This is a genomic window from Falsochrobactrum shanghaiense, from assembly GCF_003149535.1.
Classification (GTDB): domain Bacteria; phylum Pseudomonadota; class Alphaproteobacteria; order Rhizobiales; family Rhizobiaceae; genus Brucella; species Brucella shanghaiense.
On record NZ_QGDB01000002.1, the window covers coordinates 288,069 to 305,666 of the forward strand.

The following is a 17,598-nucleotide window of genomic DNA, read 5'->3' on the forward strand; positions in this document are numbered from 1 at the left end:
GCGCGCATTTTGGCCACCGATGCGGAATGCGCGCGCAAGGGAGAGAAGACAATGCCAAAGCAAGTGCGTTTATTTTCGGAATTCAGTCTGCGCAGCCTGACGCTGAAAAACCGCGTCGTGATTTCACCGATGGGCACCTATTCGGCTGAAAACGGCCAGCTTCAGCCTTTCCATCACACCCATTATGCGAATTTCGCCATGGGCGGGGCGGGGCTGGTGATGGTCGAGCAGACCTCGATCACCCGGCGCGGGCGGGTCACGAACGGCGATCCGGGTCTTTGGGAGGATGGCCAGATCGCCGGTTTGCGGGCATTGGTCAGCCATATCAAATCCTATGGCGCAAAAGCCGGTATCCAGCTCAATCATGGCGGACGCAAGTCGAGCATGCAGCGCGCCACGCGCGGCAATGGCCCGCTGACGGATCGCGATCTGGCAATGGGCGAGGAACGCTGGACGCCGCTTGCGCCTTCGGCCTTGCCGCTGGGTGAAGGCTGGCTGACCCCTGAAGCCGCAACGCGGGACCATATTGACGGGCTGCGGCAGGCTTTCGTTGACGCAGCACGCCGGGCAATGCTCGCCGGTTTCGACCTGATCGAAATTCATATGGCGCATGGCTATCTGTTGCAGAATTTTCTCTCGCCGCTCGCCAATCATCGCGATGATGAATATGGCGGCAGTCTTGAAAACCGCATGCGACTGCCGCTCGAAGTCGTGCGCGCGGTACGCGAGGTCATTCCGCAGTCCATGCCGCTTCTGGCACGCATTTCAGCGACCGACTGGATCGAGGGCGGCTGGACCATCGATGACAGCCTCGTGCTTTCGCGCGCATTGGCGCAGGCGGGGGTCGATCTCATCGACTGTTCATCGGGCGGCAATCTGCGCATCGGCGCGACGAATTCCAGCCTTGGCCGCGGACCGGGCTATCAGGTGCCGTTCGCCGAGCAGATTCGTGCTGAAACCGGTATCCCGACCGCGGCTGTCGGCATGATCCGCACACCGGAATTTGCCGAGCGGATATTGCAGGAAGACCGTGCAGACCTGATCTGCCTTGGCCGTCAGGCATTGTTCGATCCCTTCTGGGCGCATCATGCCGCCGAAGCGCTTGGCGTCAATGAAGGCTTTTCCGACTGGCCGCCGCAATATGGCTGGTGGCTCGAAAAATGGGGCCGGGCGCTTGCCGCCAATGGCGAAAAGCCCATGGGACCGGAGGTCTTTGCGCAAACGGGAGATGAAGATCCGGCGCGCAAGCGGGCATCCGTTTGAACGTTTATGCAGCTTCGGGAGAGCCTCATGGGTATTAAATTCTGGCATCAGTCGGTCAATGAACTCAGCCGCATCGATGCCTATAAACGCGGTATCGAAGCCCATGCGAAAGCCTTGTTCGGCGGGGAGGTCGAGGTCCATGTTCAGGGGTTGCCGGAAGGCACCTATGGCGATCAAAGCCCCAGCGACGCGCTCGGCAATGCCTATCTCTATCATCGTGTGCTCGCCCCTATCGTCGAACAGGCGGTGGAGGCCGAAAAGCAGGGTTACGATGCTTTTGTCATGGGGTCTTTCAGCGAGCCTTATCTTCGCGAAATGCGCACGGCGGTCGATATTCCGGTGGTGTCGCTCACCGAAGCGGCACTGCTGACCGGCTGCTCGCTGGGCGGGCAGATCGGCCTGATCTCCAATGCACCCAATGTCGCCTACATGACCTGGCTTTCGGTCGCCAAGCATCATCTGGAGGCGCGGGTTCTCGATGTGACGGCCCTTTCGCCGGGCATGGACGAATATGAACTGATCGCAGCGCGCGACGAACCATCCGCATTGATTGCAGCCTTCACGAAAACGGCGCGCGAGCTGATCGCAAGAGGAGCCGAAGTCATCGTTCCCGCCGAAGGCGTGATGGCGGAAATTCTCGCGCGCGAGGGTTTGAAGACAATCGACAAGGCTACGGTTCTCGATGTCTTTGCCGCCGCGTGGAGCCATGCCCTGACCATGGTGCGGCTGCGCAAGGCGGGCATCGGAACCAGCCGCGCATGGCTTTATAGCCGGGGGTGATCCCGCGCAAAACCGCTACGCGATTTTGCTGGAAATGCTTGACTTTACCGCATTGTCCGGACGCAAAACCGCTGCGCAGTTTTGCTGGAAATGCTTGATGGGAGGAACAAGATGCAGACTGCAAGCCAGATTCTCGGTGATTACCTTGCCGGATTTTCGACGCGCGAACTCGACTACGGCATTCGCGAAAAAGCCCTGATCTGCCTGATCGACACGCTGGGGCTGGCGCTTTCGGCGCGCACGGAGCCAACAAGCCGCGCCGCACTGGCGCTGTCCTGTGCGCTTTCCGCCGACGCGAAGGGCGCGGCCACTGCCTGGGTGTCGGGCACGCGATTATCGGCGAGCGAAGCGGCTTTCGCCAATGGCGTGGCGGCGCATGCGCATTTTCAGGACGATACGGATCACGATTCATGGACGCATCCCGGCTCGCTGGTGCCGCCTGCAATCGTCGCTCTGGGGGAGCGCGAAGGCGCAAGTCTTGAGGAGGTGCTGCGTGCGCTGGTCGCAGGCTATAGCGCCATCAATTGGCTGGGGCGCGGCGAGGTGGTTTCGCGCAAGCTGATCGCGCGCGGTTTTCGCACCAGCCCGACGCTCGGAACCATCGCGGCGGCGGCGGGTTCTGCCGCGCTTCTTGGTCTTGATGCGGCTTGTGCGGGGTCTGCCGTGTCCATCGCGGCCTCGACCACTGGCGGCACATTGGAGCCGGTGCGCGCTGGCGCCGACGAATGGCGCGTGCAAAACGGTCGCGCGGCGCAGGGCGGGCTGATTGCCGCCTGCCTGGCACGCGACGGCGTGATCGGTGCGCCGCTGGCGCTCGATGGTCCCAAGGGCTTCCTTGCAACGCTAGCCGGCCTCGACAGCACGCCCGATGTCTGGGCCACGCCGCCCGATCCGGCCATGATGCACACGATACAGGCCAAGCCCTATGCCACGCTGGGCGACAATATGGCGGCGGCGATGGCTGCACAGAAGCTGCATCTTGACGGGGTTGATCCGACGCAGATCGCTTCCATCAGCGTTACGCTCTGGGAACCGTTCACGGCCTATCCGGGCACCAATTACAAAGGGCCTTATGAACGCATGGTGCAGACGCAGGCAAGCACCGCCTTTGCCGTCAGCGCCATGCTTTCGCGCGGCGACATTACCTATGACATGGGCAACAATCTGCGCGACGACCCGCTGATCCTCGATCTCGTTGCCAAAACGACGGTTGTACCCGATGCGGTCAATGGTCCGCTCGATTCCCAACTGACGCTTACCATGCAGGACGGCAGCGAAATTTCCGCCCATTCCACGCAAATGCCGCGCGAGATTCTCTTCCAGACCGAGGCCCGCTCGCTTGAGGTTTTCGAGCGCAGGCTGTCGGCGCTGGGGGCTGCGCCGGGAGCCGCCCATGCCTTGGGGGCGAGGCTGTTTGCCGGATTGAAAAGCGCCGACAGCCCGGCAATGGCGGATGTTCTGCGCGATATTTTCGCGCTGGTGCGATGAACGGCTGGTATCCGATATGACAACGATCCCGCTTTTGTTCCAGCCTTCCACCTTTCGCGGCGTAACGCTGAAAAACCGCATCGTGGTGTCGCCCATGGGCACTTATTCCGCTGAGGATGGACGCCTTACCCCGTTTCAGTTCGCCCATTACGAGCGCATGGCGATGGGCGGCGCGGGGCTGGTCATCATGGAGCAGACCTTTGTGACCCGCGCTGGCCGCGTCAGCAACGGCGATCCCGGAATCTGGTCCGACAGCCATATCGAACCGATGGCGCGGCTGGTCAGCGAAATGAAGCGCTATGGCGCCAGAACCGCGATCCAGATCAGCCATGGCGGGCGCAAGGGCGGCCAGCAGCGCGCTTTTGAAGGCAATGGGCCGATCAGCGAGCGCAATCTGGCGGCGGGTGACGAGCAGCTTTACCCGATGGGAGCTTCGCCCATTCCGCTTTCGGAAAGCTGGCTCACGCCCGTCGAGATGAATGAAGAGCAGATCGAAGGCATCATCGATGCCTTCGCAGCGGGCGCAAGACGCGCGCTGCTGGCGGGGTTTGATCTGCTCGAACTGCATCTGGCGCATGGCTATCTGCTGCAAAGCTTTCTTTCGCCGCTGGCCAATCAGCGCACCGACCGATGGGGCGGTTCGCTTGAAAACCGGATGCGCCTGCCGCTTGCCGTCGTCGCGCGGCTGCGCGCCCTGATGCCCGATTCCATGCCGCTCTTTGCCCGGCTTTCCGTCACCGACTGGATCGAAGGCGGCTGGACCGAGGATGACAGCGTCATTTTTGCCGCAAGGCTGAAAGAAGCGGGCGTCGATCTGATCGACTGTTCGTCGGGCGGCAATATGCGTGCGGGTGCGACCAATTCCAATCTGGCGCGCGGGCCGGGCTATCAGGTTGCCCTGTCAGAGCGGTTGCGGCGTGAAGTGAATATTGCCACCGCGGCTGTCGGGATGATCCGCAGCCCCGACTATGCCGAGGCGATTTTGCAGGAGAAGAAGGCCGATCTGATCTGTATTGGCCGTCAGATGCTTTTCAATCCTTTCTGGGTGCGCCATGCCGCCTGGCAAATGGGTGTGGAGCGCGACTTTTCCTCATGGCCTGAACCCTATGGCTGGTGGCTCAACAAATGGGCGCAGGCGCTGGCGGTGAATGGTGAAGACCCGCTGGGGCCGGAAGTCTTCCCTGAAACCCTGTGAAAGAACGGGAGAGTGCAATGAACTGGGGTACGGAACTGGCGGCAATATATGACCGCTATGGCGAGCGGATCGGCATTATCGACGCGGAAGGAAGCCACAGCATTGCCGAGGTTATCGATCGCGCCGCAGCCATTGCCGATCGCCTGCGCGCGATGGGGATCGGTCCTGATGACTTCGTGGCGACGGTTTTTCAGAATTCGGCGCTGGCTGCATCGGCAAGTTACGCCGTGTCGCTGGCGGGTGCTGCGGAAGTGCCGATCAACCCTGTCTTGAGCAGCAGCGAGATCAAGCATGCGCTTGGATGCACCGGCGCGCGCGTGGTGCTTGTCGATGGCGCAGCCGATATGGGCCTTGACGCGGACATTCAAATGGAAGATGCGCGCGGTGCTGGCTCCCGGCCATTTGCGGCGGATGGCTGGCCGGATGTCGACCCTGACGCCCCCAGCCGGATTGTTTTTACCAGCGGAACGACAGGGCCCGCCAAGGGCGCGATCCATACGCATCGGGGCCGCTGGAGCGGTTCGCTCATGTTGCGGGCGGCGCTGCCTTTCGAACCCTATGGGCGCAATCAGATATTACTGATGACGCCCTTTTCGCATGGCAGTTCGTTGCTGACTTTCGCCTATCTCGCACAGGGCGCGAGCGTGCGGCTGATGCAGGGCGTTGATCCGGCAAAGATCTTGCCGCTGCTTGCAACCGGCGAAGTGACGGAAATCTTTGCGCCGCCGACCGTTCTGGCCAAGCTGACGGAAGCGGCCAAAAGCCCGGATATGGCGCAATTGCAGCCGCGATTGCGAACGATCCTGACGGGTACGGCACCTTTGACGCCGACGATATATCGTAACGCGGTGGCGTGTTTTGGCGATATTATCCGCGTCACCTATGGCAAGAGCGAAATTTTCAACCCGATCACCGTCCTCGACCCTGCCGAGACTTCCGCGATCTATGCGCAGATGCCGGGTGAGGGGCTTTGTGTCGGCTGGCCTGCAACGGGCGTGGAGATCGAAATCCGCGACGAAGAGGGCAGGATTCTGCCGCGCGGCGCGGTCGGCCAGATATTCCTTCGCAGTCCCCATATGTTTGGCGGCTATATGACCGTCAATGGCTTGAAAATGCTTGAGCCGGGTGAGTTCCACGATACGGGCGACCTTGGATTGCTCGACCAAAGAGGGCGGCTTTATCTCGTGGCGCGCGATTCCGACATGATGAAGAGCGGCGGATACAAGATTGCGCCGGACGAAGTCGAGCGCGCGCTCGCACCCGCTCTTGCGCAAACAGAACTGGTCGTGCTTGGTTTTCCGTCCGAATATTGGGGTGAAATCGTAACTCTCATCGCCCAGCGTCCGCCTGCAGGCTGGCGGGAAATGCTGGAACCCGCGCTGGCGGAGATGACGGCTTATAAACGCCCAAGGCTTTTCGTTGCGATGGACGAATTGCCCCGCAACGCAATCGGCAAGATTTCGCGTGCCGGGTTGCGACGCTGGCTGTCGGATAATTACGAGTTGATCGAAAAGCCCCATCCGAGTTTTTCCGCAAAAAACGGCGGCAAGGAAAGAGCGACTTCATGAGCGGATTTCAGCAGGTTCCAACCATATACCACCGTCCCTTGGGAGAAATGCTCGTAACCGCGCTCTGCGACGGCTACATGGCCTATGAGACCTTCGACATATTCCGCAATCCCGACCATGGGCGGCTTGCGGGATACCTTGCCGCCGAAACGCGTATTTCCCCGCCGGTCGTCTCCATCAACACATTTCTGGTGCGTCATGGGGGGCGGAATATTCTGGTCGATTGCGGATCGGGCGACATCATGGGGCCGACCTGCGGGCGATTGCCGGGATTGCTCGATGAACTGGGCGTTGCGCCTGAAGCGATCAGCGATGTTCTGCTGACGCATATTCACCCCGACCATTCCAACGGCCTCACCGATCCCGTGACCGGACGCAAGCTTTTCCCCAACGCCATGGTTCACGTCCACGAAGCGGAGATCACCCACTGGTTCGATGATGGTGCCAAGGCGCTGGCAACAGAGCGGCAAAAGCGGGTCTATTTCGATGCCGGTCGCATCCAGATCACGCCATATCTCGAAACTGCCGTCCGGCGCTTCGACCGCGAATGCGAGGTATTGCCCGGCATCACGGCCCTGCCGTCAATCGGCCATACGCCGGGACATAGCTGTTACATCCTTCGCTCATGCGGTGAGGCGATGATTATCTGGGGCGATACGGTTCATGTGCCCGAAGTGCAGCTTGCCGATCCCGATGTGGGGATGATCTTCGACACGGATACGCCTGCCGCTGCCGTTTCACGCCGCAGGATATTGCAGCGCTGCGTCGATGAAGACCTGCTGGTGGGCGGGATGCATATTCATTTTCCCGGCTTTGCGCGCATTCGTCCGGGCTATGAAGGCGCTTACCGTTTTGTTCAGGAACAGTGGCTGCATGGCTAAAAATCATTGGCCTGAAAATTCTGGGAACCTAATATGATCCGGGGAGAATTGTAATGCCGACAATGAGAATCTTTGATGCACCGGAACCGGGTGGTCCCGAAGTCCTGCGTTTGATGACTGCTGAGCGTCCAAGCCCCGCATCCCACGAGGTGCTGATCCGCGTCGGCGCTGCCGGGGTAAACCGGCTCGATGCGATGCAGCGCGCAGGCGTCTATCCCTTGCCTGCCGGTGCCAATCCGGTACTCGGTATCGAATGCGGCGGCGAGGTGGTCGAGGTGGGGTCTCAAGTGCGCGGCATAGAACCCGGCATGCGGGTTGCAGCGCTTCTTTCAGGCGGGGGCTATGCCGAATATGCGGTTGCCGACTGGCGGCATGTGGTCGTGGTCCCATCGCAATGGGATGATGTGCGCGCGGCTGCGGTGATCGAGACTTTTTGCACGGCCAATGAAACCCTGTTCGAACTCTCACGCCTTGAGGCGGGCGAGCGGGTATTGATCCATGCAGGCGGCAGTGCGGTCGGCAGTACGGCCATCCGCATGGCGCAGCATATAGGCGCAGAAATTATCACCACGGTCGGGCGCGAGGACAAGGCGCAGCGCCTGCGCGACTGGGGGGTGGATCACGTACTCAACTATCGCGAAGTGGATTTTGCCGAAGCGATCTGCGACATCTATCCCGACGGTATCGATGTGGTGGAGGACTTCGTTGGGCCTGCCTATCTGGCGCGTCATATTTCGCTGCTGCGCTGGCGCGGGCGGCTTGCTTTCGTGGGGCTGCTTAGTGCGGGCAGCGCGGAGATAGATGTCCCTGCCGTCCTCACCAAGATGCTGCAATTGTGCGGCTTTACGCTGCGCCCGCATTCGCCCGAGGAAAAGGCGCAAGTGGTCGAACGTTTTCGCCAGCGCTGGCTGCCGCTTCTGGCAAGCGGTGAGATCGAGCCGGTCATTCACGCGGTGCTGCCGTTTGAAGCGGCGGTGGAGGCCCATCAAATGCTGGAGGCCAGCGACAATTTCGGCAAGATTATCCTGCGGTTCTGACAGAGGGGGGCCAGCCGCGCGCCCGAAGGGCCTATTTTCCGGGTTTGCCGGACAGGTCCTGCGCTGCTTTGAACGCTGCATCCAGACCGGCCCCGACCGCTTTTTCAAAGCCGTTCTCGCGCATGGCGATAATGCCCGCTGCTGTCGTTCCTTTATAATCGACAAAGGATTTCACCGTCTCCTGCGGGGAGGCTCCGTTATGTTCCTGAAGCCGTCCGGCTCCTATCAGAACCTGCTCTGCGGCACGGCGTGCAATATCTTCCGGCACACCTTGCGCCGCCGCGTGGTCGATCATCGCCTGGGCGAGCAGAGCCGGAAATGCCGCTCCCGAGCCGGACATGGCTGTGAAATAATCTATATGTCCCTCGGCGCTTACGGCATCGACGCTGCCGCAGCTTTCGAAAAGACGGCGAACTGTGTCGGCGTCATCGGGTTCGGAGGAAACGAGGAAGTACGGCGTATAGGAAAAACCGATCTCCGCTGCTGCATTGGGCAGCGTACGCGCGACACGGGAACTGCCGGTTTTCTGGCGGATTTCTTCCGCGTCTACCCCGGCCATGACGGAGATGACGAGTTTGCCTGTCGCATCGATGTCGATGGAGTCCCAGTCGGCAGGGCGCACGGAGAGGATGATAATGTCGGAATCCTGGACCAGTTGTCTGTTGTCGGCTGTCCACGCGCAAGGCAGGGCATTTTGCGGCTTTCCGCTTCTGTAGGAGCAAATCAGCCTTTCAGCCGGAACCGTGCCTGAATCGAGCAATGCCCTGGCGATCGCCGTACCCAGCCATCCCGCGCCGCCGATGATGCCTACGCGTCCGATACTTGTCATATTTTCCAGACCTTTCTTATAACGGAATAATTGTTCACACCGGCAAACTGTTGAGGTTCCACAACTAGAGCGGTTCCAGTTAACACGGAATTGGAACCGCGTCTCAAGCCTTTGTTTTATCGCATTATCCCACGCAAAACCGTTTCACACTTTTGCTGGAAATGCTCTAGACGGTACTCGCCCCGCCTGTCGTGCGACGGCGCTGCAGAGCACCTTTCGAGAAACGGTCGAGAAGAATGGCAATCGCCACGATCGACAATCCGGCCCGCAATCCCAGTCCCATTTCCATTCGTGTCAATCCACGCGTGACTTCGGCGCCAAGACCGCCTGCGCCGACCAGTCCGGCGAGAACCACCATTGCGAGCGACAGGAGGATGCACTGGTTGAGCCCGACCAGAAGCGTCGGCGCGGCCAAGGGAATTTCGATCTTGAACAGGATCGCGCGTGGCGACGCTCCGGTGGCGCGGCCCAGTTCCTTGAATTCCTTCGGCACCTGATTGAAAGCAAGCGTCGTCAGCCGCAGCATTGGAGGAATGCCATAGATGATCGTCGCCATGATCGCCGGAACACGGCCCAGGCTGAAAATCATGACAGCGGGAATGAGATAGACCCAGGGGGGGACGGTCTGCATGATGTCCAGCAACGGCCGGAGGGCGGTTTCAAGCCCTCTGTGACGCGAGGCCAGAATGCCAAGGGGAAATGCAATCGCCACGGCGATGACAACGGCTACCGTCACGAGCGCCAATGTCTGCATCGAGGCTGTCCACAGACCGGCGAACAGGCAAAACAGCAGGGCGACCGCCGTTATCGCCGCCACCCGCCAACTGACGAAAACGGCTGCAAGAATGACCGCTGCCATGATTACCGCATAGGCTGGCGGAAACAGCAGAACACGTTCTATGGCCCCCAGCACCGTCTCTATGGATGTCGCCAGTGCATTGAAAAATGGATGGAAATTCTTGTTGAGCCAATCCACGACCGGAGCCAGATATGCGCCCGGCGAAAACCGCAACAGGTCGAAATTCATTTTCCATCTCCCCTCTTGTCGCTGGCTGCGGCCTGCGTGAGCCGGTCCAGCACCATGGTCAGGACGACAATGGCGATCGCGGCATTGATCGAAGTGGCGATGTCGAGCGTGCGAAGGGCGCCATAGATCGTTTCACCAAGCCCTCCCGAGCCGACAATGCCTGCGATAACCACCATGCCGAATGCCATCATGATGCTCTGGTTGATCCCGGCCATGATGCTCGGCATGGCGAATGGAAGCCTGATCTTGAAAAACATTTGCCAGGGGGTGAGGCCGGTGGCCTGACCCAGTTCGATGAATTCGCGCGGTGCCATGCGAAGGCCCAGCGAGGTCAGGCGGATGGCGGGCGGCATGGCGATGATGACGGTTGCCGCAAGCGCGGTCGCAGGCCCATAGCCCAGAAGCGCAATCGCCGGAAGCAGATAGATATAGGGCGGCAGGGTCTGGATCAGGTCGAGGACCGGAGCGAGGAAGCGGTCGAGCGGGCGGGAGAATCCAGCCGTAATGCCGATGGGAATGCCCAGAAGAAGCGCGAGAAGCGTTGCGGTAATCACCATGGCCAGCGTGCTCATGGTCTGCGGCCACAGCCCCATCACCGCGCAAAACAGCAATGCCAGCCCGATAAGAACGCCCGATAAGGCATTGATCAGTCGCCACCCAAGCAGGGCTGCGACAATGCCGATCACATAGCTGGGCGGAAACTGCAACAGCCAGTGCACCCCGTCATAAACCCCTTCGAGCACGCTGCGGAAGAAGTCGAACAGCCAGCCGCCATTCTCGCCAATCCAGCTAAGAGCGTCCTCTGTTCTGCTATCGAAACTATCGGTGATGGCGGCGGTGTCCATTTCACTTCCCCGAACGAATAGATGGTTCAGATATAGGCCCCCGACCGCGCTCAATGGGCGCAGGTCGGCTTATGCTGCAAGAGGTTCCTTGTCCGGCAGACCGGCCACTCCGCGCAAAAGATCATGAATGGTGACGATTCCGATCATGGCGCCGTCCTCGACCACGGCTATCGTATCGCGACCGGATTTTATCGTGAGTTCAATAAGATCACCAATATCGTCCGCAGGCGAAGCCTTGGGGAGTGTGTTTATGTCTCCATGGGGCTGCCTCGGTCTATATTCGGCGATGGGCCGCATGATCGAGCGCGCCTTGACCAGATGAATGCGTGAAATGCCCGCCACGAAATCCGCCACATAATCGTCAGCGGGTCTGGTGACGATTTCTTCGGCTGTTCCCACCTGCACGATGACGCCGTCCTTCATGATCGCGATGCGATCACCCAGCCGGATGGCTTCTTCGAGATCATGAGTGATGAAGACCGATGATTTGCCAAGCGATTTGGCAAGACGGCGGAACTCATCCTGCTGCTGGCGACGGATCAAGGGGTCCAGTGCGCTGAACGGCTCATCCATGAGAATGATTTCGGGATCGGCGGCGAGGGCCCGCGCAAGGCCGACGCGCTGCTGCATGCCGCCGGAGAGTTCGGCGGGAAGCCGCCCCGTCCAGTCGGCAAGACCGACTTTCTCAAGGGCGGCGAGCGCTGTTTTGTTGCGTTCTTCTTTTGCAATGCCCTGCACCTCAAGGCCGAAGGCGGCATTTTCCAGCACGCTCCTGTGAGGAAGGAGCGCCACATTCTGGAACACCATGCCGATATGGCGCGCCCGCATCTGGCGCAGCTCGGCGGCATTGAGCCGGGCGATGTCCTTCCCCTTGATCATGATCTTGCCGAGGCTTGGCTCGATGAGGCGGTTGAGCAGCCGGATCAGCGTAGACTTGCCGCTGCCCGAAAGTCCCATCACGCAGAAGATTTCTCCACGCCGGAGCTGGAAGCTGGCGTCCGAAACGCCGACGACGCAATTATACTCCTGCAAAATCTGCGTTTTCGTCAAACCGCGCTCCGTGACCGCCTTCACGGCGGCAGCGGAATTCGTGCCGAAAACCTTCCAGACGGACTGGCAGTCGACCAGAACCTCGTTCGTGTCGATGTTTGAGGATTTCATCTTCCCTCCACGGGTTTCGCTCGCCACTGGTGTTCCGGGCCGTCCGGCTTCCTGCCGGACGGCCCGGCCATCGGATTACTCGCTTTTGATATTGCTCCAGCGTTTCATGAGATCGCCGTGATTGCCGATCCAGTCGCTGATAGCGTCATCCATTGTCTTGCCGTCGCTGACGGCTGCATTGATGGCGGTTATGTCTGCGAGCGGCACATAGACGCTGGCGAGCAGTTCGCGCGCATGAGGATGGTCCGCGGAAAAGCCGCTCTTGCCGATCCAGTAATAGGACTGCGGTGGCGGGTAGACGCCCTTGGGATCCTTGAGGAACTTGACGTCATATTTCTGCATCATCCAGGATGGTTCCCAGAGCGTGACGGCAACCCACTCATTGCGGTCTATGGCCGATTTCAGCGCGGCGGTCATCGCAGCCGTGCTGCCTTCAACGAGCGGAAGCTTGATGTCATATGCCTTGATGGCCTCGCCGGTTTCCCGCATCAAGCCCGCACCGGGTTCGATGCCGACAATCTTGTTGCCAAACTTGTCGGCATTCTCGTTCAATTGCTCGATAGAATCGATCTCGACATATTTCGGTACGGCGATGCCGTCGAACAGGCCGTGCGAGACAGGCGAGATTTTTTCGAGCTTGTCCTTGTTCTTGTCCCAGTAATCATGGGCGACATAATCGGTCTGCGAGGTGAGGATCTGAATGTCGCCCTTGGAGAGTGCGGCATAGGCGATACCCCATTCCGAGAACGGAACCACCTTCACGGTATAACCGGAATCCTCAAGGACTTTCTTGGTGATGCCGGTGATGGGAAGAAGGTCTTCCCACGACATCGTTCCCATGGTGATCGTCTTTTCCTCCGCCTGGGCAGACAGCATGCTCATGCTGACCACCGCTGCCGTGCAGAAGGTTTTCCAGAAATTCTTCATTGCGCTTCCTCCTCGTGTTGTTCCCTGTATCTAAAGCCTGCACCTATCCCCCGGTTAAGGCTTCATATTGCGCGAGCGATCATCCTTCCCGACCGGCGCGCAATTCCTGCAAACGGATCATCGAATTGATGCCGAGCCATGCGAGAGGCTTCGGCGGAAGCCGCGAAGGCTCCGCATGATCCATATATTCATCGAGCTGGCTGGAGACAGTTCCTGTTGCAAGCTCCGCCGCCATCTTTCCTGCGAGCGTGCTTTTGACCGTGCCAAGACCGTTTTCACAGCAGGCGGAATAAAGTCCTTCTTCCACCTCGCCAAAGGCAGGCACATGGTTAAGGCTGAGACACAGCCTTCCCGCCCAATTATAATCGAACCCTATGCCGGCCAGTCCCGGAAACCGTGCTTCCAGCGAACGGCGTTGTATTTGCGCCATTCTGCCCATGCGCTGGGCCGGGACTGTCAGGGCCGTATCGTAAGTATATCTTGTGCGGATGATGATGCGTGACTGGTCGCCGATGGTGATCTTGCGAAGGGTTGCTCCCATTGCATCGGCGGGAAGCAGCGCCCATTTTTGCTGACCTGAAATCTGGCGCCCGAAATCATCAGCCGGAAAAGGCGCGGTCATCGAGGCGTAGGCGAAGATATGCATCAGGCGCCCGGTATAATGTCCGAAATCCTCGATATGGCCGTTTACGCAAACAATGACCCTGGGCGCGCTGACCGCACCGCGCGGGGTATGAGCCGTCCAGTTTGCTCCTTCGCGTTTGAGCGAAGTGACGGGCGAGCGCTCGAACAGGTCTATCCGGCGTGCCAGACCGGCAGCGAAGTCGCGGATATAATCGGCGGGCTGGATCAGGGCCGCTCCGGGCGTGTAAAGCCCGCCCAGATAATAATCCGAGCCGGTGATGTCGCGCATTTCGGCGGCATCGAGAAAACGATGCGCTTCGCCCGCGCTGCTCAGGGAGTGGCCGAATTTCCGGTTGAGCTGCATGCCGCGCGGTGTGGCGGCTGCGTTGATCTTTCCTGCCGGATCAAAAGTCGCGCGCGACATGCCATATTCTGCGGCGGCGTCGGCTGCAAAGGCGATGGCGGTGCGGTTTTGCGCCATTTCCAGCCGGGTGGCGTCCACGCCCCCGCTTGAATATTCGCTGGAAGAAAGATTGTGCGGGACATCGATCATGAAGCCCGAATTGCGTCCCGACGTGCCTTTGGCGACTTCGCTCGCCTCCAGCATGACAATCCTGTCATCGGGCCTGAGTTGAAGCAGGCGGCGCGCGGCGGAAAGGCCTGCAAAACCCGCGCCGATCACCAGCCAGTCGGCAGTCATGTCGCCCTCAAGGCTCCGGGCGGGAAATGATCGCTCGCTGAGCGCTTCCCAACCCGAAATGCCATTTTCCATGGGCAAACGTTTGACGGCCCCTGAGATCATCGCACGGTCTCATCTACGGAACGTTCGGAGACATCGATCCAGATCGTTTTGAGTTCGCAATAATTGTCGTGGGCGAAGATGGATTTGTCGCGACCGCCAAAGCCGGATTCCTTGTAGCCGCCAAACGGGGCGGTTGCATCGCCTTCGCCAAAACAGTTGACGGTCACGATACCGGCGCGGATTTCACGCGACAGCCTGATCGCGTTGCGCAGGTTTCCGGTATAGACGGATGCTGCCAGGCCGTAATTGGTATCGTTGGCCAGCGCTATCGCTTCCGAGATGGAATTGAAGGTCGTCACTGAAAGGACCGGCCCGAAAATCTCTTCCTGAAACAAGCGGCTTTCAGGCGTAACACCGTCCACCACGGTCGGCTCGATATAGATGTCCTCATGCGTGCCGCCGCCATTGACGATGGAGAGATTTTCGGTCTTCGCCTCATCGAGAAAGGATTTGACCTTCTCGAAATGAGCCTTGCTGACGAGCGCCCCGATGCGGTTTTCCGGGTCGAGCGGGTCGCCGGTCTTCCATTCGCGCATATAGGCGCTGATCCGTTCAAGCAGTGCGTCCTTCACCTTCGCATGCACGACAAGCCGTGACGTCGCCGAACAGTTCTCGCCCATGTTCCAGAATGCGCCATTGACCACCTGCTCGGCGACAAGGTCCAGATCTTCCGCATCATCGAGAACCACCGCCGGATTCTTGCCGCCGCATTCGAGGACGACGCGCTTGAGATTGGAATCGGCTGCATAGCGCAGGAAGTGACGACCGGTCGGCGTCGAGCCGGTAAACGCCACCATATCGACATCCATATGCCGCCCGATCGGCTCGCCGACCTCCTTGCCGCCGCCGGTGACGACGTTGAAGACGCCAGCCGGAATCCCGGCTTCATGCGCCAGTTCAGCGGCGCGCAGCGTGGTCAGCGATGTTTCGAGAGCCGGCTTCACGATGACCGAGCAGCCCGAGGCGAGCGCCGGACCGATTTTCCAGGCGAGCATGAGAAGCGGAAAATTCCACGGCAGCACACAGCCCACGACGCCGACCGGTTCGCGCACGATCATGGTCAGGGCGTCGATGCCGACAGGGGCGGTATGATCATAAAGCTTGTCGATGAGTTCGGCGTGCCAGCGAATGGTGTTAATGGTGTCGGGTATATCGACGGTCTGGCATTCGCGGATCGGCTTGCCGCTATCGAGGCTCTCCATAACGGCAAGCTCATGCCGGTTGCGCTCCAGAAGCCTGGCAAATTTCAGCAGAACGGCCTTGCGTTCGGCGGGCGACTGGTTGCGCCAGCGACCATCCTCGAAGGCGTCACGGGCTTTGATCACTGCGAAATCGACGTCGGAGGAATCACAGGCGGCAATTTCTGCCAGCACTTTCCCGGTCGCCGGATTGATCGTCTTGAAGGTCTTGCCGGAACCGGCAGGGCGGAAAGCGCCGTCGATGAAGGCATTGGCGGGGAGCTGGATATTCGCAGCAAGGGCGCTGTATTCGGCGGCGGTCAAAGGCTCATGCATGATTGGCTCCCGATGTGATCTGGGCGACGGTCCGCTTCAAGGTGGTGATGACAGTCTGGAGGGTCCGCTTTTCCTGCGTGTCGAGCGGGCGCAGCGGCGGGCGCAGTGATCCCGCCTTCAGGCCGGTCAGTTCGCATCCATGCTTGATGGACTGCACGAATTTTCCGCATTCGAGAAAATCCATCAGCGGCAGCATGGCTGTCATGATCGCGCGGCCCTTGTCGAAATTCTTTTCGATCACGCAGGCTTCATAAAGCGCGACATGCTCGCGCGGGACGAAATTGGACCCCGCGCATACCCAGCTGCGCGCACCCCAGGCGAAAAACTCCAGAGCCTGATCGTCCCAGCCGCAGGAGAGCGCGATATGGGGAAACTTTCGCGCCAGCAGATGGAGATTGGCCATATCGCCGGTGCTTTCCTTGATGGCGATAAAGTTCTTCGACTTGCCGACGCGTGCGAAATATTCCTCGCCCATGGCCACGCCCATCCGGGCGGGATAATTATAAAGCATGATCGGAAGATTGGCCGCGCGATCGATCGTCAGCGCATGCACTGCATTTTCTCGTTCCGTGGGCAATGCATAGGGCGGCGATGAGACCAGAAGCGCATCGGCGCCAATCTCTTTTGCATGTCTTGCATATTCGACCGAATCTTCGGTCCGAATAGCGCCGGTTCCGATAATGAGGGGCAGCCGGGTGCCGATCACGTCCTTTGCATAGGCCGCCAGATCGACCCGTTCCTGCGCGCTCTGCGCATAATATTCGCCCGTCGAGCCGCCGACCACGATGCCATGGACCCCCGCTTCGATCAGCGATTCCAGCACGGCTGCATATGCCTCGCGATCAATCTGCCCGTCTGGATGAAACGGTGTGATTGCCGGTGTATAAATACCTTCAAACTTCAAGATTGCTTCTCCATTGATGCGGCGGGCAATTCATTACGTGTGTCTGCCTTTATTCCTTCCGGGGCGATGTAGAGCTCCATGTTCTCGCGCGAGAGTTCCCAGTGCTCGAATACGAGATCAACGACCATATCTTCGTCACGGGAGGCGAGAGCCGCTATGAAACCATCGTGATGATCGACGGCCAGTTGCAGGCGCTGGCGCATGTCGTCGTTGCGGGGGCGGAAGAAAGTATGTCCTATGCGGGCATGGTCGATCAGGAGTCGGCCAAGACTGGGCTGTAAATAGGGGTTGCCGGTCATTTCGCCGAAGATTTCGTGAAAACGATTATTCTCAAGAACCATGGCAAGCCCGTCGCCGACCATGCTCGCCGCGCGAAAGCGTTCCTGCGTGTTCTTGAGGTCCGTAAGGTGCTGGGGCTTGTAATTCTGCACTGCAAGCCTGCCGATTGCGGCATAAATCATCGGCGCCACCAGGAAGAAGTGCCGCAGCGTCTGATGGTTCATCGGGCTGACGCGCGCGCCGCGATTGGCGCGAATTTCGACATAGCCTTCGCCTTCCAGACGGCGAAAAATCTCGCGGACCGGCGTGCGGGACAAGCCGTAATTTTCCCCGAGGCCGACCTCGTCAAGATCCTGATCCGGATCAAGCTCCATGGTCAGGATCTGACGTTTCAAATCGTCGTAAAGGTTATGCTTTCCATTCTTCATCGAGATCCTCCTGCGCGAAACCGTGGCAATAGCCAATCCCGGCGCA

General features: G+C 59.7%; 16 protein-coding genes. 7 read left to right on the forward strand and 9 right to left on the reverse strand.

What is annotated here, in order from left to right; genetic code table 11:
* The first annotated feature begins 51 nt into the window (after nt 1-51).
* The 7 genes from DKP76_RS05250 to DKP76_RS05280 all read left to right on the forward strand — a co-directional run bounded on the left by DKP76_RS05250 (nt 52) and on the right by DKP76_RS05280 (nt 8,212).
* The gene (locus DKP76_RS05250; protein WP_109705846.1) at nt 52-1,263 is read left to right on the forward strand and encodes an NADH:flavin oxidoreductase/NADH oxidase; all 1,212 of its coding nucleotides are present in this window, start codon (nt 52-54) and stop codon (nt 1,261-1,263) included.
* A gap of 27 nt (nt 1,264-1,290) precedes the next feature.
* Nucleotides 1,291-2,043: an aspartate/glutamate racemase family protein gene (locus tag DKP76_RS05255; protein ID WP_109705402.1), complete on the forward strand. Its 753-nt coding sequence runs from the start codon at nt 1,291-1,293 to the stop codon at nt 2,041-2,043.
* Nucleotides 2,044-2,154: 111 nt separating this feature from the next.
* Nucleotides 2,155-3,531 carry an MmgE/PrpD family protein gene (locus tag DKP76_RS05260; protein ID WP_158279416.1) on the forward strand — a complete coding sequence of 459 codons (1,377 nt, stop codon included), beginning with the start codon at nt 2,155-2,157 and terminating at the stop codon, nt 3,529-3,531.
* Between the two features lie 16 nt (nt 3,532-3,547).
* The gene (locus DKP76_RS05265; protein WP_245410146.1) at nt 3,548-4,726 is read left to right on the forward strand and encodes an NADH:flavin oxidoreductase/NADH oxidase; all 1,179 of its coding nucleotides are present in this window, start codon (nt 3,548-3,550) and stop codon (nt 4,724-4,726) included.
* A 17-nt stretch (nt 4,727-4,743) separates the two neighbouring features.
* Nucleotides 4,744-6,294 (forward strand): class I adenylate-forming enzyme family protein, encoded by a 1,551-nt coding sequence (locus DKP76_RS05270; RefSeq protein WP_109705404.1) that lies wholly within the window; start codon nt 4,744-4,746, stop codon nt 6,292-6,294.
* The gene (locus tag DKP76_RS05275; RefSeq protein ID WP_109705405.1) at nt 6,291-7,175 is read left to right on the forward strand and encodes an MBL fold metallo-hydrolase; all 885 of its coding nucleotides are present in this window, start codon (nt 6,291-6,293) and stop codon (nt 7,173-7,175) included. Before DKP76_RS05270 ends, DKP76_RS05275 begins: the two co-directional genes overlap by 4 nt.
* A gap of 53 nt (nt 7,176-7,228) precedes the next feature.
* Nucleotides 7,229-8,212 carry an NAD(P)H-quinone oxidoreductase gene (locus DKP76_RS05280; RefSeq protein ID WP_109705406.1) on the forward strand — a complete coding sequence of 328 codons (984 nt, stop codon included), beginning with the start codon at nt 7,229-7,231 and terminating at the stop codon, nt 8,210-8,212.
* Between the two features lie 31 nt (nt 8,213-8,243).
* Here DKP76_RS05280 and DKP76_RS05285 read toward each other — a convergent pair whose 3' ends face one another.
* The 9 genes from DKP76_RS05285 to DKP76_RS05325 form a co-directional block, all read right to left on the reverse strand.
* Nucleotides 8,244-9,041 carry a pyrroline-5-carboxylate reductase family protein gene (locus DKP76_RS05285; protein WP_109705407.1) on the reverse strand — a complete coding sequence of 266 codons (798 nt, stop codon included), beginning with the start codon at nt 9,039-9,041 and terminating at the stop codon, nt 8,244-8,246.
* Nucleotides 9,042-9,207: 166 nt separating this feature from the next.
* Entirely contained in the window at nt 9,208-10,068 is an 861-nt protein-coding gene (locus DKP76_RS05290; protein WP_109705408.1) for an ABC transporter permease, read from the reverse strand.
* Nucleotides 10,065-10,913 (reverse strand): ABC transporter permease, encoded by an 849-nt coding sequence (locus DKP76_RS05295; RefSeq protein WP_109705409.1) that lies wholly within the window; start codon nt 10,911-10,913, stop codon nt 10,065-10,067. The genes DKP76_RS05290 and DKP76_RS05295 overlap by 4 nt, the downstream gene beginning before the upstream one ends.
* Nucleotides 10,914-10,982: 69 nt before the next feature.
* Entirely contained in the window at nt 10,983-12,074 is a 1,092-nt protein-coding gene (locus tag DKP76_RS05300; RefSeq protein ID WP_109705410.1) for a quaternary amine ABC transporter ATP-binding protein, read from the reverse strand.
* Nucleotides 12,075-12,149: 75 nt separating this feature from the next.
* Entirely contained in the window at nt 12,150-13,001 is an 852-nt protein-coding gene (locus DKP76_RS05305) for a glycine betaine ABC transporter substrate-binding protein (RefSeq protein WP_109705411.1), read from the reverse strand.
* A 79-nt stretch (nt 13,002-13,080) separates the two neighbouring features.
* Nucleotides 13,081-14,427: an NAD(P)/FAD-dependent oxidoreductase gene (locus DKP76_RS05310; RefSeq protein WP_109705412.1), complete on the reverse strand. Its 1,347-nt coding sequence runs from the start codon at nt 14,425-14,427 to the stop codon at nt 13,081-13,083.
* Nucleotides 14,424-15,941 (reverse strand): aldehyde dehydrogenase, encoded by a 1,518-nt coding sequence (locus DKP76_RS05315; RefSeq protein WP_109705413.1) that lies wholly within the window; start codon nt 15,939-15,941, stop codon nt 14,424-14,426. Before DKP76_RS05315 ends, DKP76_RS05310 begins: the two co-directional genes overlap by 4 nt.
* Nucleotides 15,934-16,845 carry a dihydrodipicolinate synthase family protein gene (locus DKP76_RS05320; protein ID WP_109705414.1) on the reverse strand — a complete coding sequence of 304 codons (912 nt, stop codon included), beginning with the start codon at nt 16,843-16,845 and terminating at the stop codon, nt 15,934-15,936. Before DKP76_RS05320 ends, DKP76_RS05315 begins: the two co-directional genes overlap by 8 nt.
* The gene (locus tag DKP76_RS05325; RefSeq protein WP_109705415.1) at nt 16,842-17,552 is read right to left on the reverse strand and encodes a GntR family transcriptional regulator; all 711 of its coding nucleotides are present in this window, start codon (nt 17,550-17,552) and stop codon (nt 16,842-16,844) included. Before DKP76_RS05325 ends, DKP76_RS05320 begins: the two co-directional genes overlap by 4 nt.
* Between the last annotated feature and the right edge of the window lie 46 nt (nt 17,553-17,598).

Coding starts and splice junctions, on each gene's coding strand:
- DKP76_RS05255 (WP_109705402.1), top strand. CDS start 1,291: ATGGGTATTAAATTCTGGCATCAGTCGGTCAATGAACTCAGCCGCATC.
- DKP76_RS05300 (WP_109705410.1), bottom strand. CDS start 12,074: ATGAAATCCTCAAACATCGACACGAACGAGGTTCTGGTCGACTGCCAG.
- DKP76_RS05275 (WP_109705405.1), top strand. CDS start 6,291: ATGAGCGGATTTCAGCAGGTTCCAACCATATACCACCGTCCCTTGGGA.
- DKP76_RS05260 (WP_158279416.1), top strand. CDS start 2,155: ATGCAGACTGCAAGCCAGATTCTCGGTGATTACCTTGCCGGATTTTCG.
- DKP76_RS05305 (WP_109705411.1), bottom strand. CDS start 13,001: ATGAAGAATTTCTGGAAAACCTTCTGCACGGCAGCGGTGGTCAGCATG.
- DKP76_RS05285 (WP_109705407.1), bottom strand. CDS start 9,041: ATGACAAGTATCGGACGCGTAGGCATCATCGGCGGCGCGGGATGGCTG.
- DKP76_RS05270 (WP_109705404.1), top strand. CDS start 4,744: ATGAACTGGGGTACGGAACTGGCGGCAATATATGACCGCTATGGCGAG.
- DKP76_RS05315 (WP_109705413.1), bottom strand. CDS start 15,941: ATGCATGAGCCTTTGACCGCCGCCGAATACAGCGCCCTTGCTGCGAAT.
- DKP76_RS05290 (WP_109705408.1), bottom strand. CDS start 10,068: ATGAATTTCGACCTGTTGCGGTTTTCGCCGGGCGCATATCTGGCTCCG.
- DKP76_RS05280 (WP_109705406.1), top strand. CDS start 7,229: ATGCCGACAATGAGAATCTTTGATGCACCGGAACCGGGTGGTCCCGAA.
- DKP76_RS05295 (WP_109705409.1), bottom strand. CDS start 10,913: ATGGACACCGCCGCCATCACCGATAGTTTCGATAGCAGAACAGAGGAC.
- DKP76_RS05265 (WP_245410146.1), top strand. CDS start 3,548: ATGACAACGATCCCGCTTTTGTTCCAGCCTTCCACCTTTCGCGGCGTA.
- DKP76_RS05325 (WP_109705415.1), bottom strand. CDS start 17,552: ATGAAGAATGGAAAGCATAACCTTTACGACGATTTGAAACGTCAGATC.
- DKP76_RS05250 (WP_109705846.1), top strand. CDS start 52: ATGCCAAAGCAAGTGCGTTTATTTTCGGAATTCAGTCTGCGCAGCCTG.
- DKP76_RS05310 (WP_109705412.1), bottom strand. CDS start 14,427: ATGATCTCAGGGGCCGTCAAACGTTTGCCCATGGAAAATGGCATTTCG.